The sequence below is a fragment of the Candidatus Krumholzibacteriia bacterium genome (assembly GCA_035649275.1).
Classification (GTDB): Bacteria; Krumholzibacteriota; Krumholzibacteriia.
Window position 1 is genome coordinate 1 of sequence record DASRJW010000062.1, and the last position, 16,502, is coordinate 16,502.

The following is a 16,502-nucleotide window of genomic DNA, read 5'->3' on the forward strand; positions in this document are numbered from 1 at the left end:
CAAACGCCGCAACCGCACCGGCCGGGGCCGGCGTCGACATCGCTCTTTCAGTTCCCACGGTACCTGCACCTTGGGAGAACGGGGTATAAGGGTGTACGAGGAATATAGAAAAAAGGCCGAAGCTTGTCAACAGGTCTGCACGGAAAACAGCGCGCCGACTGCTCGCGGAGGTTCTGAAGCTGTACACATCGTGGACAGCGTAAGAATCTTTGACGGTTTTCTTCTCGTGTTATCCACAGAGATGCAAGTCGGCGTGCCAACTCTGTGGATAACCTCCGGAGATGCGTCGCCATTCAATCTACGAAGGAACGAGCACTGCACAGCGTGCGGCACTGACCGTTTCACAAAGAAACACATTGTGAAAAGAATCACGAATGCGGGCGCATCTCCAAAGCGAGGGATGCGTCGGCAGGCTCAGTTTGTGAAGAGGCTAGTCGTGGAGCAGATCGCGGGCGGAGGGGGCGCCAGACACAGGCTCGGCGAGGCGCTTCCATTCCTTTTCCAGGATCTGGACGGTCGCGCCAGCGAGGGCGAGGAGGATCCACAGATAGCGCTGGAAGGCGAGGTGCAGGAACACCGCCGAACCCAAGTAGCCCATGATCCCGAGCCAGAAGGCCGTCGCTGTGTTGGCGAGGCCGGGCTGCTTGCGACGGAAGCGGCGGCGCAGGCTCCAGAGCCGAGCCAACAGCGTGCCGACGATGCCGAGGAACAGGAGAATGCCCACGATGCCCGTCTCCGCCGACAGCTCGGCGTACAGACAGTGCGCGCGGCGCTGCGTGGCGAGGCTCCGGAAGGCGATCTCCGGGTTCTCCATGTACTTCACCGAGTAGAAGGGCATGTACTGCCCCGGCCCGACACCGAGCAGCGGGTAGTCGAAGAAGCAGTGCACGCCAGCGAGCATCTCCGTGAGGCGCCCGCGAATGGCCCCGTGGCCCTCCACGGTGTCGCGCTGCGAGAGCAACTGGGGCAGGGTGCGGAAGGTCTCGAGGCGACCCAAGAACCCAGGAGCCACGACGAGCACTACCGCGATGAGCAGCACTCCACCAAGGAGCATCTGCCACCAGCGGATGTACCCCAGGAAGATCATGATCATCACGAGCCCCACGAAGGTGAGAATGCCGCCCCGCGAGTAGGTGATGGCGAAGCCAGCCAGGATGAGCAGCATGCACCCGAGAGCCAAAAGCCGAACCCAGCGCTTGCGTTCGTCCCGGAAACGGAAGAAGGCGAGGGGCAAGACGACGATGAGGATCTGCGCGAAGCGGTTGGGTCCGTTCACCGGACCCGCGGCACGATTGCTGACCAGCACCTCGCTGCGCTGGCGGACGAGGCCCGTACCGTCATCGTCTTCGGCGATGCCGCGCCCCAGGTCGCGCTGCGCCAGCCCGCCGAACTGCGCTTGGTACTTGTGGGTCAGCTCCTGGTAGAGGCCCAAACTGCTCAGGAAGGCGCTCACGACCACCATCGTCCAGATCGCCGCTCGCAGCATTCCGAGGCTCCGCACGGCGTTCAACACCAGGAAGTACATGAGCACACCTTCGACGACGTACACCGTGATCCACGCGAAGGCGACATGCACGTCGACGGCAACGAAGCTGGAGCCGAGCAGCGAACCCAGGAAGAGGAGCATCAGCAGGAAGGTGTAATCCACGACGATACCGCGGCGCTTGAACATGTACACCAGCACCGGGAAGCCAACCAGAGCCGTCACTCCCATCGCTGCGATCTGCGGGCTGCCGATCACCCTGCCGATGAGCACGGGTGCGTTCATGTAGGCGAGGGCGAGGAAGAGCACTGTCCCCAGCATCGGGCGGAGGCAGAGGAGACCCAGCGCAACAAGGCCGAAGGGCGCCGCGAGCCCGACGCTCACCCCCTGCCCGATGGCGAGCAAGCTCATCCCGGCTACGCCGGCGAGCAGCAATACCGTGAAGCGAGGACCGAGCAGCACGCCCGATTGGGAGGAACTCATCGAGATGGAATCTCCGAGGCAAGCGGCCGGGCCGCCGAGATTTGGCTCCTCCTATTTTACCATCTCGGTGTCGGTCGGCGCGCATCGGTTTGCTGGCGCTCTGCCCGGTCTGTGGCGGCGTGGTCTGCGGCTCCTTGCCGACGCTGCTCTCGGCTTCCGCTTAGGGCTCTCTGTATCCGCTGAGAGCTCCCGGTATCCGCTAAGAGCTTTCGGTTTCCATCCGGAGCTCTCGGTTTCCACCCAGCGCTCCTGGTTTCCCCCGAGCCGTGGTTCCGCCGTCGCTCTTCCGTGATTCCGCCGCAGTTTCTCCGGTCATTCCGCCCGGCGCTTCTTGACCGATCCAAGCCTGCTGTACCCGCCAAACGGTGAGGATTGTGCGGATTCACCCAATACTCACGCTGAGCAAACGGACGACGACGGGCTGGCGGATGGTGCCGAGCCAGGACAGGAGCCGGGCGACGGTTGAGAGTGCCTCAACGCTCCCGATCGTGGCGTGCTGAATGATCGAACGAGCCTCTTGGGTCGGCGTACCGAGGTCAGCGAGCCGGCGCATCGAGGCGTCGTGGTCGATTGTGATACACTGTCTTCTCGTAATGCACGGCCACCGCGCGGGTCGTCTCATTCTTTCGTCGCCTCGAGCGGGGCTGCGCCGCTGACCTCCTTCTGAGTATTAGAGCTCGACAGCGGATCGACCATCCTCATCACGAACCGGGGATATTCCATGCGCTTTGATCTCACCCAACTTCCCACCTGGATCATGAATCGATGGAGGCGCAGCTCCGGGCGGATGAAGACCCTCGTCGCCACCGTCGTGCTCCTCCTCGCCTTCACCGCGACGAGCTTGGGGAGCATGTACTACGGGGTCATCCTCAACAAGACCCGGCGCGCCATCACCTGGGATCAAATGCTGGAGAACGTACTCGGGACCAAGCTGGCCATCATTCCCCACTGGGTGCAGGGTCAGATCTTCGGCCGCCCCGACCGCCTCGGCATCAGCATGGACGCCACGGACTTCGCCAAGCTGCAGATGAAGCGCGACGCGGCGCTGAAGACGGGCATCCTCAACTCCGGCGACGACGACTTCGTCCCCGCCTTCCTCCACCACGGGGACATGACCACCGAGGTGCGCATGCGCCTCAAGGGCGACTGGACCGACCAGCTCCTCGGCGACAAGTGGTCGTTCCGCGTCAAGATCAAGGGCGACGCCACGCTCTTCGGCATGAAGCAGTTCTCGCTGCATCATCCCCGGGCCCGTGGTTTCGCCTACGAGTGGCTCTTCCACCGCGCCTTGAAGCGCGAGGATATCCTGGGATTGCGATACGACTTCGTCCAGCTCTCGGTCAACGGCAAGGACCTCGGCGTGTACGCCCTGGAGGAGCACTTCGAGAAGCGGCTGATCGAGAGCCAGCGTCGCCGTGAGGGCCCCATCGTCAAGATGAACGAGGAGCTCCTCTGGGCGGACCGCGCTTCGACGCCGTCGTTGTCGAGGAGCCCGACCGGCTTGCAGTCGGAACAGGCGGGCTTCGTGGACGCGTTCGGGCTCCAGTCGGTCCTGGACAACAAGGGGATGTACAAGCGCTTCGTCCTGGGCGGAAGCCTCCTGGAGGCGGTGCGTTCTGGGGAGATGCCGGCGCACAAGGCCTTCGACGTGCAGCGCCTGGCCACCTATTACGCGCTGTGCGACCTCCTGGGCAGCGAGCACGCCGTCATCTGGCACAACCTGCGTTTCTACTACAACCCGGTGACGGCCCTGCTCGAGCCCATCGGCTTCGACGCCAATGCGGGTCACCTGATTGCGGCTCCCCACGGCGCCGAGCGCCGCTGGGACGATCCGGCCAAGGACTTCAAGAACGTCGTCTTCAGCGATCCGCTCTTCTGCCAGGAGTACACCCGAGCCCTGGAGCGCTTGTCGGCGCCGGGATACCTGGAGTCGTTGCTCGCCGACACCCACAAGGATCTGAACCACCAGCTGTCGATCCTGTACCGGGAGTTCCCCTGGGTCTACTTCTCGCCGTCGGTGTTCCAGCGTAATCGTGACGTCATCGTCGCCTCGCTCCATCCCAAAGCCGCGCTGCACGCTTACGCGCACGGCCGCACTCCCGAGGCCATGGAGATCGAACTCGGCAACATCCAGAGCATGCCGCTCGAGGTGGAAAGCATCAGCTTCCGGGATTCCCTCGTCCTTCGTCCCAGCGAGCGCATCTTCCTCGCGCCCAAGGTCCCGGATCTTCCGGTGAACTATCGGGTGGTGACCTTCGCCCTGCCGGCGGACTTCCCGAAGAACGTCAAACTGGCGCGGGACCTGAAGGTCCAGTACCGCATCATCGGCGCCTCGTTGGCGCGCACGGAGGCTGTGTTCGCCTGGCCCCGCCAGAACAACGAAGTCCTCTCCGCCGACCTCGTCCGCAAGGATCCGAACGTCGACAGGCTGCCTTGCTTCGCCGTCGACGAGGCCGCCAAGCGCATCACCATCCGGCCCGGCCGCTGGGAGATCCACGAGAGCGTTCACATCCCCGGCGGCTACGATGTGGTGGCCGGGCCGGGCACGGAGCTCTTTCTGGACCCGAATGTCACCATCCTTTCCTACTCGCGCTTCCTGTTCCGCGGCAGCGCCGAAGCACCCGTGGTCATCCGCTCCGATGGCCGCGGCCGCGGGGTGCTGGTGGCGAAGACGGGCGAGTCGAGCCTGGAGCACGTGCACTTCATCGGCCTCGCCAACCCGAACCTCAACGGCTGGGAAGTGACGAGTGCGGTGACGTTCTACGAGGCGCCGGCACACTTCACCCAATGCGTCTTCGCGGACAACAAGTGCGAGGATGCTCTCAACATGATCCGCACGACCTATGTGATGGAGAATTGTCGGTTCGCCAACACCCAGTCCGATGCATTCGATGCCGACTTCGCCGACGGCCGCATCGTGGGCACCTCTTTCGAAAATTGCGGCAACGACGCCGTGGATACCTCGGGCAGCACCACCGAGGTGGTGGACATGCAAGTCAACGGCACGAACGACAAGGGAATCTCGGCGGGCGAGAACAGCCGCATGACCGCGCGCCACGTGCGGCTCAGGAACACCGCCATCGGCCTCGCCAGCAAGGACAGGTCTCAGATGCACGTCCAGGACGCCACCCTCGACGGCGGCGGCGTCGGCGTCACCTTGTACGTGAAGAAGCCCGAATTCGGCCCGTCCGCCATGGACGTGGACGGCCTCGTCATGGCCAACATCCAGATGCCGTACCTGGTGGAGAAGGGTGCGGATCTGTCCGTCGACGGGACACGCATCGCGCCCAATCGCATCGTGGTCCGGGACGAGCTCTACGGCGCGCGTTGGGGCATGGCCACCAGGCGCTGAGCACGAGCGGACAGCGTCACTCCTCCACGCCGGCGTGAGCCGCGCGTCACGCTGGCGACCGCAGCTGGCGCGGACGTGCGCCTTCTGCTACCTTGGCGGCGCATGAAATCCCTCCGCATGCTGCTCGCGGCCCTGCTCCTCGGGGTCGGGTCCGCCGCGAGCGGCGGGACGGAGACCAGCGAGCTCCTCGTCCCCGGCGTCTCCTACGATCCCAGCATCCCCACACCGGCATCCGTCCTGGGTTTCCAGGTCGGCGAGTGGCATGCCCTGCCCGGTCAGATCGCAGCCTACGCCCGCGCCTTGGCGGCAGCGAGCCCGCGCGTGCACTGGGAGGAAACGGGACGCACCTACGAGCAAAAGCCGCTGCTCTTGCTGACGATCACCTCGCCGGAAAACCACGCCCGCCTGGAGGAATTGCGCCTCGCGCACCGATCGCTCACCCAACCGGGGGCGAAGGTCGATGTGGAAGCGCTGCCCGTCGTCGTCTTTCTCGGCTACAGCATCCACGGCAACGAGGCGAGCGGCTCCAACGCCTCCCTCCTGGTCGCCTACCATCTGGCGGCAGCACAGGGGCCCGAGATCGATGCGCTGCTCGCCCACACCGTCGTCCTCCTCGATCCCGCCCTCAATCCGGACGGCCTGCAACGCTTCGCCACTTGGGCCAACATGCATCGCGGGGCGACGCCTGTCGGCGAGCGTCTGAACCGCGAGCACCAGGAAGGTTGGCCGAGTGGGCGCACGAACCACTACTGGTTCGATCTCAACCGCGACTGGCTTCCGGTCCAGCATCCGGAGACGCAGGCGCGCTTGCAAGTGTTCCATCGCTGGAAGCCCAACGTGCTCGCCGATTTCCACGAAATGGACTCGGATGCCACCTTCTTCTTCCAGCCCGGCGTGCCGAGCCGCCGGCATCCGTACACGCCGGAACGGAACGTCGAGCTCACCCGGGCGCTCGCCGCATTCCACGCTCGGGCGCTGGACGCCGAAGGACGGCTCTACTTCACGGAGGAGCGCTTCGACGACTTCTACTACGGCAAGGGTTCCACCTACCCGGATGTGAACGGTGCCGTCGGCATCCTCTTCGAGCAGGCCAGCGCCCGGGGGAACTTGCAGGACACGGCGCACGGACCGCTCTCCTTCTCGTTCGCCATCCGCAACCAGTTCCTCGGCTCACTCTCCACCTTGCAAGGGGCCCTGGCGCATCGGCTCGATCTCCTGCGGTACCAGAAGGAGTTCTACGACGGCAGTGCCGGGCTCGCCAAAAGCGATCGCGTCAAGGGCTACGTCTTCGGTGACTCCGCCGACCGCGGCAGCGCCGCCGAAATGTTGCGACTCCTCCGGGCGCACGAGATCGAGGTGCGCGCCTTGGCCCGGCCCCTCGATCAAGACGGTCATCGCTATCAGCCCGGAAGCGCCTGGGTCGTGTCTCTGGCGCAACCGCAGTACCGCCTGACCAGGGCGCTCTTCGAGCGACGCACCAGCTTCACCGACAGCTTGTTCTACGACGTCTCCGCCTGGACGCTGCCGCTCGCCATGGGTGTTCCGTGCAGCGAGATGGATCGACTTCCCGGAGATCTCCTGGGCCCAACTCTCGAGAGCGTGACCACGCCGGTGGGGCGCGCACCGAGTTCGCTCCCGTACGCTTTCGCCTTCGCGTGGAGCGAGTACTACGCACCGCGTGCTCTCTACAGGTTGCAGAGCGCGGGCCTCCGCGCCCAGGTCGCCACGCGTCCCTTCAACGCCGCCGCTTCCGATGGTTCCATCGCCTTCGACCGTGGCACCATCGTCGTTCCCGTCGGCGGTCAGGACGTGGCGCCGGAAAGGATCTTGGCGCTGGCGCAGCAGGCCGCTGCCGAGGACGGCGTCGACGTACAGGCGCTCAGCACGGGCTTCACCGCCGGCGGCGCGCAACTCGGCAGCCCGAGTTTCCGGGTGTTGCAGCGCCCGAAGCCGATCCTCGTCGTGGGCACGGGGGTCGGGGCAAACGAAGCCGGGGAGATCTGGCACTTGCTGGACCAGCGCTTTCACGTGCCGTTGCCGCTGGTGGAGGCAGCGAATCTCGACGCCGCAGCGCTCAAGCGCTGCACCCACGTCGTCTGCGTCGATGGCGAGTACGGCGCTTTCGACGAGACGCGGACCGAAGATTTGAAACGTTGGGTGCAGTCGGGAGGCGTGCTCGTGGCGATGGGGCGCGCCGCCGCGTGGGCAGCGAAGAAGCAGTTCGTGAAGGTGGAGTTCAAGCCCGACGCCGCAGATTCCACGGGCGTCGGGCGGCAGCGCCTGCCCTACGCGGAGCAGCCCAGCCGTTCCGGGGCGCGAGAGATCAGCGGCGCCATCTTCGCCGTCGCTCTCGACCGCACGCACCCGCTGGGCTACGGCTACCGGGACGACCGCCTCGCTGTCTTCCGCGACCACCGGCTGTTCATGCAGACGAGCGCCGACCCCTACACCACGGTCGCCCAGTACACGCCGCAGCCCCTGCTCTCGGGCTACATCTCGAAGGCGAACGCGGCGCGCCTCGACGGCACGGCGGCCGTGGTGGCTCGCAGGCTCGGCCGGGGCGCCGTCATCCTGATCCTCGACGACCCTGCCTTCCGCGCCTACTGGCTGGTTACAAACAAGTTGTTCCTCAACGCCCTCTTCTTCGGTTCCCTCCTCGAGCCCATGGACGACTAGGGGATTCCCGGACCCAGGCGGAGAGACCGGGAAATCTGCGGTGGGAGCGGTGTTCCGCCGTGGTCTCTTGTGCCGCGTCTTTCCCTCTGGTAAGATACGGATCGACCCCAGTCTTGATCCTCCGGGGTGCGGCGTGCCGCGCCCGAGTCTTCATTCTTCTTTTGGACGGCAGCGGAGGTAACACATGCACAAAGCCATCGCTCTCTCGGCCGCGGCACTGCTACTCATCGCAGGGGTCGCCGGCGCCCAGACGTACAGCGCCATCATCACCGGACCCCAGGACGGCACGGCTTCGCCCGCCACGGGGACTGGGAGTTTCACCCTGGATGCCGGGAAGATGCTGTCGTTCAACATCTCCTACAGCGGTCTGCTGGGAACGGAATCTGCCGCCCACATCCACTGCTGCGCACCCCCAGGTACGGCTGCCGGCGTCTTGTTCGGGCTGCCCGCGACCAACCCCAAGGTGGGTAGCGTGGGTCCGCTCACGCCGACGCAGGAGGCCAACCTCAACGCCGGCCTGATGTACGTGAACATCCACACGCTGCCGAACTTCGCGGGCGGCGAGATCCGTGGCCAGATCTTCAACACCGTGTCGGTGGACCAGAGCACTTGGGGAGCCGTGAAGGCGCTCTATAAGCCGTGAAGGCACTCCATCAGTGAATCCGCGCGGTCCGCGTTTCCAAGTCGAGGCCGGGGATCTCCCCGGCCTCGTTTCTTTCGCCTGCCAGCGCTTCGTACAGATCAGCCGAGGAGCTGCATCGCCCGCGCGCTCACGCCCTGCTGGGCGACGGCGCCGAGCTCGCGCAGCACCGCCTCGGGCGTGGCGCGGCCGGCAAGGAGCGCCACGTAGGCCGCGAGCACGGTCGCAGCTTCGTCCTGCGTCTCGCGCACGAACTCGACCCGGAAGCGCCGGACTCCGGCACGGAGCAGACGCGGCACCAACCGCGCCGCGCTCTGCGCTTCGGAATCGAACACCGTGTTGCGGCAACCTGCATCCACGATCACCGGGTGCACGCGCTGCAAGTGATCCCGGAGGCCGACCTCGTGCGCTTCGCACGGACGGCCACAGGTGCGGTGGTCGCGGCCGTTGGCGAGAAGATGGGCATAGACGCAGTGCTCGGTGTGGAACGTCGGCATGCGATGGTGCACCACGACGGTGAAGCGTTCCGCCGGCACTTGCGCCAGCAGGGCGAGGAGCTGCGCCTCGTCGAGGTCGTGCGCCGCCGTCTGCGTGTCCAAGCCCCAGCCGAAGAGATGTCTCGCCGTGTGCGAGTTGGTGACGTTGAGCGAGAAGTCGCCGTGGATCCTGAGGCGCGAGAACCGCTCGGGCTGCTCGGCCCGCAGGCGCGCGAAGGCCACCATCCCGCCCCAGTGGCGGACGAGCACGCCGTCCGGCTCGAGACGCGCCAGCCGGCTGTCGTAGGCCTCCTCGCCCGGCTTCTGCACCCGGAGCGTGGCGAGGGTGACGCCGAGCCCGGCGCGGCGCGCCCGCTCGACCGCGGCTCCCAGTCCGACGAACTCCATCCAGTCCAGCTCCACCTCGGGAACGCCGGTCTCGATGGCGGCTTCGAGCTGCTCTGGGCGCCGGCAGAGCGGCAGAACCACCGCGTCTTTCTCGGGGGCCGCGAGCGCCGGCAGCGCGAAATGCGACCGACCGAGGCGCGGCTCCGCCACCGTCGCCGCGGGAGACCTCGGCTCGCGAGGTGCCGCCGCCTCCGCCTCCAAGAGTTTCGTTACCAAGGCGCGCCGCGCCGATTTGAGGGCCGACACCGGGACGTGCAATCCCGGGGCGAGTTGCTGCACGTCCAGGCCGGCAAGCGTGAAGGGTGTCTCCCCCAGGGCACCAAGCTTCGCCCGCAGCAGCTCTGCCGCGAGCCCCGCTCCCGCTGCAGGCTCGGCCGCTTCGCGCGTCTCGACCTCCGCTCGTCGCGTGGCGGTACGGGCGCGAATCCGGAGCGGCGCACCCGCTCGCCCTTCGACTTCGAACCAGAGAGGGAGGCGCGCGCGCGACGTCTCGTGCTGCAGCAGCCGCTCGGACTCGCGAACGAGGTCGGGATCGCTCGTCACCCAGACGCGTTGTCCCGGCAAGACTCGGCGCAGATCGGGTCCGGGCTTGCCGAAGCCGAGAACGAGGCGCTGCCGCTGGATCTCCACACGGAACACTGGACCGCCGGGTTCGTGCGGATCTTCCGGCTGTCCGGCGTCGAAGACGACGCCCATGCCTGGCTTCACTTCGACCGCCGGCACCGCGGCACCGCTCGCTGCTTCGGCGCTGCCACCGCCTGCGGTGAGCGGAGCGCTCACCGTTCCCTGCGGTCCGGCGTCCCGATCCCCGAGCGCCAGCGCCCCCGTCCACGGGCGGCCATCGCTCGAGGTATCGACCGTGACCTCCTGCGTCTCCACGCTCACGACACGACCGAGGTAGGCGCCGCGATGCTTGGGGAAGCGGCCTTCGACCAGCGTCTGATGATCGTTGCCGGCGAGGAAGCCGTCGCCGAAGCCGCGGGTGAAAGCCAGGGAGGTGGCGAGCAAGTCCTTCTGGAGTTGCTCCAATGCTGGGCTGGATTCCAGCTTGCCATCCACGACCGCGTCCAACCAATGGCGGTAGGCGCGCACTGCGGTGGCCACGTACTGCGGGCCTTTCTGCCGGCCTTCGATCTTGAGGCCATGCACGCCGAGCGCCACGAGTTCGGGCACGGCGCGCACACCCGCCAGATCCTTCGGCGACAGCAAGTAGCGCACGTCGCCGAGGTCGCGGACGCTCCCGTCCAGGACGAGGTCGTAAGGCATGCGGCACGATTGCGCGCATTGGCCGCGGTTGGCCGACCTCCCACCCCAGGCCTCGCTCGTCAGGCACTGGCCGCTCCAGGCGACGCAAAGGGCGCCGTGGATGAACACCTCGGTTTCCAGCGTCGTGCCGGCGACGAACACGCCGATCTCGCGGACCGAGAGCTCCCGCGGCAAGACCACGCGCGTGGCCCCCAGATCTGCGGCGAACACGGCTGCTTCGGGGCTCGAGATCGTCATCTGCGTGCTGGCATGGATTTCGACCTCGGGCGCCAACCGGCGCGCGAGCAGAGCCACCGCAGGATCTTGCACCAGGAGTGCGTCGACGCCGGCGGCAGCAGCGCGGCGGATCACGTCCTCGACGTGCGACAGCTCGGGCTCGAAGACGAGCGTGTTCAGCGCCAGGTAGGCCCGGGCCCCTGCCTGGTGGATCTGCGCCACCGTATCCGGCAAGCCGTCGAGAGAGAAGTTCCCCGCCCGCGCCCGGGCGTTGAAGCCTTCCTGCAAGCCGAAATAGACGGCGTCGGCGCCGCACTGCAGCGCCACGCGCAATGCTTCGGCGTCGCCCGCCGGTGCCAGCAACTCCGGCCGCGCGCGGGACTTTTCACCGGGTTTCTTCGTCACCCGAGGATGATAACGAAGGTCGATGGCACTTCACAATCGGGGGCAAAACCAGCGCCGCCCTGCTGCCCATGTGCACGACCCTTGCCGAGGTGTCACGGACGGAGTAAGCTGGTGGAAAGTCGCACACCTCGAACGCGCAGCCTTGGTCCCTTCGATCGGAATGGACTGCACTTATCGACGTTTGGAGCCTTGCACGGGCGCGGGTGGAACGACGGACGCGACACCTGCGCAACCATGCATGGTTCAGGCGCCAGGCCAGGAGGATGACCATGTCGTCACGCATCCGGTTCGTCACCTCCCTACTCTTTTCCATGGTGACCCTCTTGCTGCCCGTACGCCAGGTGGTCCAGGCATTCAATTCCGAAGAACACAAACTCTTAGTCGACTGGGGCGTCGCGCTCGTCGTGCCCGATCCCTCCATCCAGTTGCCGTGGCCGACCCGCTTCGAAAGCTTCCCCACCTCGTCCCTGCACGCCGCCTACACCGCGGCAAAGAATCTGGCGGTCGGCTACGCCAGCAATCAGGCGAAATGGCATTCGCGCTGTCTCCCCTGGGACGGATCTGCCGATTCCTACCCACCGGCCTATGACCAGTACGAGATCGCCGTGCAGGACAACTCCTACTGGGATTCCGACCACAGCAGCTTCAATCAGATCGAGGGGAACATCAACATGTGGGTGCCTCCGATCGATCTGGTGCGGGAGAACGCCCTCTGGGTCTCGGGCTACTTGGACGACAACGTGAGGACGTTCAGCTTTGGCGACTTGGTTTCGATCTACGGCGACTACCGCAGGACGAGCTTTTGCCTGACCGGCAAATGCTACCTCTCCGATGCCAAGCTGAGCACGATCGGCTTCTACAGAGGCACGGACTGCTATGGGGTCTGGCCCTGGCGCACTTGCGGCTATCAGCCTTCGGAGCAGCGCAGCGACGTCTACTTGAAACGGATTGCCGCCGGCTTGTGGCCGCCCTTCGGCTGTGCTGGGAACGCGTTCAGCAACACTTGTTACGATGGAGAGTACGAGGACGCGGCCTGGTGGGGCGACGAGATGATGCGCATCGCCAACGTCAACGATTGGCATTTCTCGAGCGCCGCTGTGGCCTGGTACATCGGGATGCATCGCTTGGCGCTCCTTTACGTCGATGCGGCGCGTTCGAACCCGATTCATTGGAACACTGCATTGCACTACGAGGCCAACGCCTTGCACAGCCTCACCGATCTCTTCTGTTTCGGTCACATCGTGACCAACCGCGACGAGACCTCGCGCGGGATCATGGAGGATGAGAGACTCACGACGGATCTCGCCTATCAGTGGATGGAGAACGTGATCGCCAAGGGCGGCGGTACGCGCAATGCGGCGGGGCGGGTGCAGCTGGGAGCGCTCCCTGCGATTGCCGACCGAACGGGGGAACGCCACGATTTCCTGCCGAGCTACCAGGGTGTGTGGGCCGGGTGGTCGATCACCGAGCACAGCTACCACGACAGTTTCAACCATGACGGCGCCACGGTGCGCAACCTCAGGGGCGATCAATTCTTCATCCGCGGAGATGGCGAGGTGCGCCACTACGGCGCCCTCGATCGCGATGTCATCGTGAACTGCGTCCGCACCTCGCTGCAGGCCCTCTTCGACGCCTACGTGCATCTGCAGGACGGCGCCACCGTCGCTGAACTCGGCAGCCCGGGCTCTTCCTACTTCGACGCCTTGCGCTCGATTCCGGTCTTCGTCGAAAGCGAAGCGGGGAATCATTTCAAGGGTCGCTGGACACGCTACGCGGGAGCGCTCGAAGCGATCACGGCAGCCGGGGTGGTTCCTGCGAACTGGGCCAACTGCCAGATGGCGTACGTAAATGGTGGGACGGAGCTGCCGGGGGCCTCGGGAACACCGTGCACCTCCTTCCCGGAGCCCACAGCAGTGTGGGTGGAGAACCTCGGGGTCCAGGCCGAGGATGGTCGTGTGGTTCTCACCTGGGGTTTGGGGCCCGAGGCGGTGAGCGAACTCCAGAGCCTGCACGTCCAGCGCGCCGACAGGCAGGGTGGGCCCTACGCCAACCGCACCGAGCCGGCACTGAGCCCGAAAGCATCGATGACCTTCGAAGACCTCGCGGTCGAGGCGGGACGCACGTACTGGTATCGCCTCCAGCTCCTCTCGACGAACGGATCCATCAGCACCGTGGGACCCATCGACGTCGTCGTGGGGAACGGAGCGGTGTTCCGAACCATGATCGCCCCCCCTGGCATTCCAGCGAGCGGCCCGGTGGAGCTGCGCTTCAGCCTGGCACGATCGATCGGCACGGCGCGTCTCGATCTCTACGACATGAGGGGTCGGTTGGTGCGGAACCTCGCTCAGGGCCTGACCGAACCCGGCCACTACTTATTGACTTGGGATCGTCGCGATGATGCCGGCCGGACCGTGGGCAGCGGCATCTACGTGCTCCGGCTCCGGTCGGAGGATGCCGGCGACAGCAAGAAACTGGTGTTGATCGGCGAGTAGCCCCGCTTCTGCTTGCCGGCTCGAAATCAAGTAGGATGAGGCCACTGGACCGTGGGACGGGCGCTGCCCGGCTCGGAGATGCGCCTCCACGCCGGACGCGTGCGGACCAGGTGCGTTGGTTTTCGGTCCTTGCTCGACGGAGGTCCCATGGGATACTGCTTCCGCCGCCCGCGAGTCGCTGATTCCACCGCAGTGGCTTGGGCACGCGGCATGACGCTCGTCGCCGCTGTGTGCACCGTGCCGCTTCCCCCCGCGGCCACCGCCGCCGAGCCCACGAGGTCCCAAACCATGCAGCTCTCCGCACTGGACTTCCTCGAGCAGTACGCGGCCACCAAGGGCTTTTCGCTCGGCCAGCCCACGGCCATTCAGGTCACACCCGAGGGCGACGCGGTCCTCTTCCTGCGCTCCGGGCCGCGCTCCTTCGTGCAGAGCCTCTATCAATTCGACACGCGCACGGGTCGCGAGGCGGTACTGCTCTCGGCGGACAGTCTGCTCGGAGGTCACGAGGAGGCGCTCTCGCCCGAGGAGCGCGCCCGTCGCGAGCGCATGCGCATGGCGGCCCGCGGCATCACCGCCTACAGCCTCTCCCGCGACGGCAAGACGCTGCTCGTGCCGCTCTCGGGCCGGCTCTTTCTGGTCGAGCGCAGCACGCGGACGGCTAGGGAGATCACCAGCCAAGCCGGCTATCCCATCGACCCGCAGCTTTCGCCGGATGGCAAGCGCCTCGCCTGCGTCCGCGACGGCGACCTCTACGTGACCGATGTCGCTTCGGGCACGGAAACCCGCCTCACCACGGGCGGTGGGGGCGAGGTCAATCACGGCCTGGCGGAGTTCGCGGCGCAAGAAGAGATGGGACGCTTCCGCGGCTTCTGGTGGGCACCCGACAGCGCCACGCTGGCCTACGAGGAATCGAACACCGCGGGCATGCAGCAATTCTTCGTCGCCGACCCGGCGGATCCGGCCAAGGAACCCTCGGGCAGGCCCTATCCACGCACCGGCGGCAAGAACGCCGAGGTCCGGCTCGGCCTCGTCTCCGCTCGCGGCGGCAACACCACCTGGGTGGAATGGGATCGCCAGGCGTTTCCTTACCTGGCCGCAGTCCGCTGGGAGGAGAACGCGCCGCTCACCCTGCTGATCCAGAATCGGGAGCAGACCGAGGAACACCTCATGGCCGTGGATGCGGCGACCGGGAAGGCGACGCAGCTCTTGGTCGAGACCGATGCGGCCTGGATCAACCTCGCACCGCGCATGCCCAAGTGGCTCGCGAGCGGCAAGGGCTTCCTGTGGATGAGCGAGCGTGGCGGGGCCTTGCAGCTCGAGCGGCACGACCGCAACGGCAAGCTGCAGCACGTGCTCACGCCGCCCGACTTCGGACTGATGTCCGTGGCCGATGTGGACGAGGCCTCGCAGGCGGTCCTCGTCATCGCCAGCAAGAACCCGACGGAGAAACATCTCTGGCGCGTCGGCCTCGATCCGGGGCGTGGCGCGCCGGTGCGCCAGAGCGAGGAGCCGGGCGTCCACGATGCTTTCTTCGGCTTCGGCCACTCGGTGTACGTGCACTGGTCCAGCACCTGGGCCGGCGAGGAGCGCTGGACCGTGCGCCGGAGCGGCGGCGAGGTCCTGGGGCAGCTCACGAGCGCCGCCGAAACGCCGCCCTTCCTGCCCCAGGTGGAGCTGGTGAAAGTCGGCGACAACCCAGTGTTCCACGCCCGGGTCATCCGGCCGCGCCAGTTCGATCCCGCCCGCAAGTATCCGGTGCTCGTGCAGGTCTACGGCGGTCCGCACGCCCAGATGGTGCTTGCTTCGCGGCGCAGCTACTTCCTGCAGCAATGGTTCGCCGATCAAGGCTTCCTGGTGGTGGCACTGGATGGCCGCGGCACGCCGAACCGGGGGCGGGAGTGGGAGCGCACCATCAAGGGCAACCTCATCGACGTGCCCCTCGAGGATCAAGTGGCCGGCCTGCAGGCCCTCGGCCGGCGCTTCCCGGAGATGGATCTGGGGCGCGTCGGCATCTATGGCTGGTCTTTCGGCGGCTACTTCACCGCCCACGCCGTGATGCGCCGGCCCGAGGTCTACCGCGCCGGCGTCATCGGCGCCCCGGTGGCGGACTGGCTCGACTACGACACGCACTACACCGAGCGCTACATGGGTCTGCCGGAGAAGAACGCCGCGGGCTACACCGCCAGCTCGGTGCTCACCTACGCCGGGAAGCTGGAACGACCGGTCCTCATCATCCACGGCACCGACGACGACAACGTCTACTTCGTGCACAGTCTCAAGCTCGCCAACGCTCTCTTCCGCGCCGGGAAACCCTACGAGTTCGTGCCGCTCTCGGGTTTCACTCACATGGTGCCCGATCCCATGGTGACCGTGCGCCTGCAGAGCCGCATGGCGGCGTTCTTCCTCCAGCACCTGAGCGGCGAGGCGAGCACTCCGCCCGTGGAGGCCCGCGCTCGAAGCGCGCCGTGATCCACGAGCGTCGCGACGTTCGTCCCATCCCGGCGGCGTCATCGAGCCCACGGCTGTGACGGGAGGAAGCGTGCCGAGCAGCTCCGAGCCCGGCCGGGTGCGCTGGCCGGGACTCCTGCCGTGCTTGTGGCTCGCC

General features: G+C 66.4%; 7 protein-coding genes. 5 read left to right on the top strand and 2 right to left on the bottom strand.

Going from position 1 to position 16,502, the window contains the following annotated elements:
- Positions 1-430: 430 nt before the first annotated feature.
- Positions 431-1,966 carry an O-antigen ligase family protein gene (locus VFE28_06255; protein ID HZM15586.1) on the bottom strand — a complete coding sequence of 512 codons (1,536 nt, stop codon included), beginning with the start codon at positions 1,964-1,966 and terminating at the stop codon, positions 431-433.
- Positions 1,967-2,687: 721 nt separating this feature from the next.
- On the opposite strand from VFE28_06255, the gene VFE28_06260 reads away from it, so the two are divergent.
- The 3 genes from VFE28_06260 (at position 2,688) to VFE28_06270 (ending at position 8,637) form a co-directional block, all read left to right on the top strand.
- Positions 2,688-5,318, top strand: coding sequence for a right-handed parallel beta-helix repeat-containing protein (locus VFE28_06260; protein HZM15587.1), 2,631 nt, complete (start codon positions 2,688-2,690; stop codon positions 5,316-5,318).
- 102 nt (positions 5,319-5,420) lie between these two features.
- The gene (locus VFE28_06265) at positions 5,421-7,994 is read left to right on the top strand and encodes a M14 family metallopeptidase (GenBank protein HZM15588.1); all 2,574 of its coding nucleotides are present in this window, start codon (positions 5,421-5,423) and stop codon (positions 7,992-7,994) included.
- Between the two features lie 184 nt (positions 7,995-8,178).
- The gene (locus VFE28_06270) at positions 8,179-8,637 is read left to right on the top strand and encodes a CHRD domain-containing protein (GenBank protein HZM15589.1); all 459 of its coding nucleotides are present in this window, start codon (positions 8,179-8,181) and stop codon (positions 8,635-8,637) included.
- A 98-nt stretch (positions 8,638-8,735) separates the two neighbouring features.
- Here VFE28_06270 and VFE28_06275 read toward each other — a convergent pair whose 3' ends face one another.
- On the bottom strand, positions 8,736-11,405 hold the full coding sequence (locus VFE28_06275; GenBank protein ID HZM15590.1) for a DUF3656 domain-containing protein: 2,670 nt from the start codon (positions 11,403-11,405) through the stop codon (positions 8,736-8,738).
- 269 nt (positions 11,406-11,674) lie between these two features.
- Here VFE28_06275 and VFE28_06280 point away from each other — a divergent pair, with 269 nt between their 5' ends.
- Positions 11,675-13,897 carry a FlgD immunoglobulin-like domain containing protein gene (locus VFE28_06280; protein HZM15591.1) on the top strand — a complete coding sequence of 741 codons (2,223 nt, stop codon included), beginning with the start codon at positions 11,675-11,677 and terminating at the stop codon, positions 13,895-13,897.
- A gap of 288 nt (positions 13,898-14,185) precedes the next feature.
- Positions 14,186-16,366: a DPP IV N-terminal domain-containing protein gene (locus VFE28_06285; protein ID HZM15592.1), complete on the top strand. Its 2,181-nt coding sequence runs from the start codon at positions 14,186-14,188 to the stop codon at positions 16,364-16,366.
- Positions 16,367-16,502: the final 136 nt, after the last annotated feature.

What these genes read in the sequence shown, in the direction of transcription:
- VFE28_06255 (HZM15586.1), bottom strand. Translation starts at nt 1,966, where the DNA reads ATGAGTTCCTCCCAATCGGGCGTGCTGCTCGGTCCTCGCTTCACGGTA.
- VFE28_06260 (HZM15587.1), top strand. Translation starts at nt 2,688, where the DNA reads ATGCGCTTTGATCTCACCCAACTTCCCACCTGGATCATGAATCGATGG.
- VFE28_06265 (HZM15588.1), top strand. Translation starts at nt 5,421, where the DNA reads ATGAAATCCCTCCGCATGCTGCTCGCGGCCCTGCTCCTCGGGGTCGGG.
- VFE28_06270 (HZM15589.1), top strand. Translation starts at nt 8,179, where the DNA reads ATGCACAAAGCCATCGCTCTCTCGGCCGCGGCACTGCTACTCATCGCA.
- VFE28_06280 (HZM15591.1), top strand. Translation starts at nt 11,675, where the DNA reads ATGTCGTCACGCATCCGGTTCGTCACCTCCCTACTCTTTTCCATGGTG.
- VFE28_06285 (HZM15592.1), top strand. Translation starts at nt 14,186, where the DNA reads ATGCAGCTCTCCGCACTGGACTTCCTCGAGCAGTACGCGGCCACCAAG.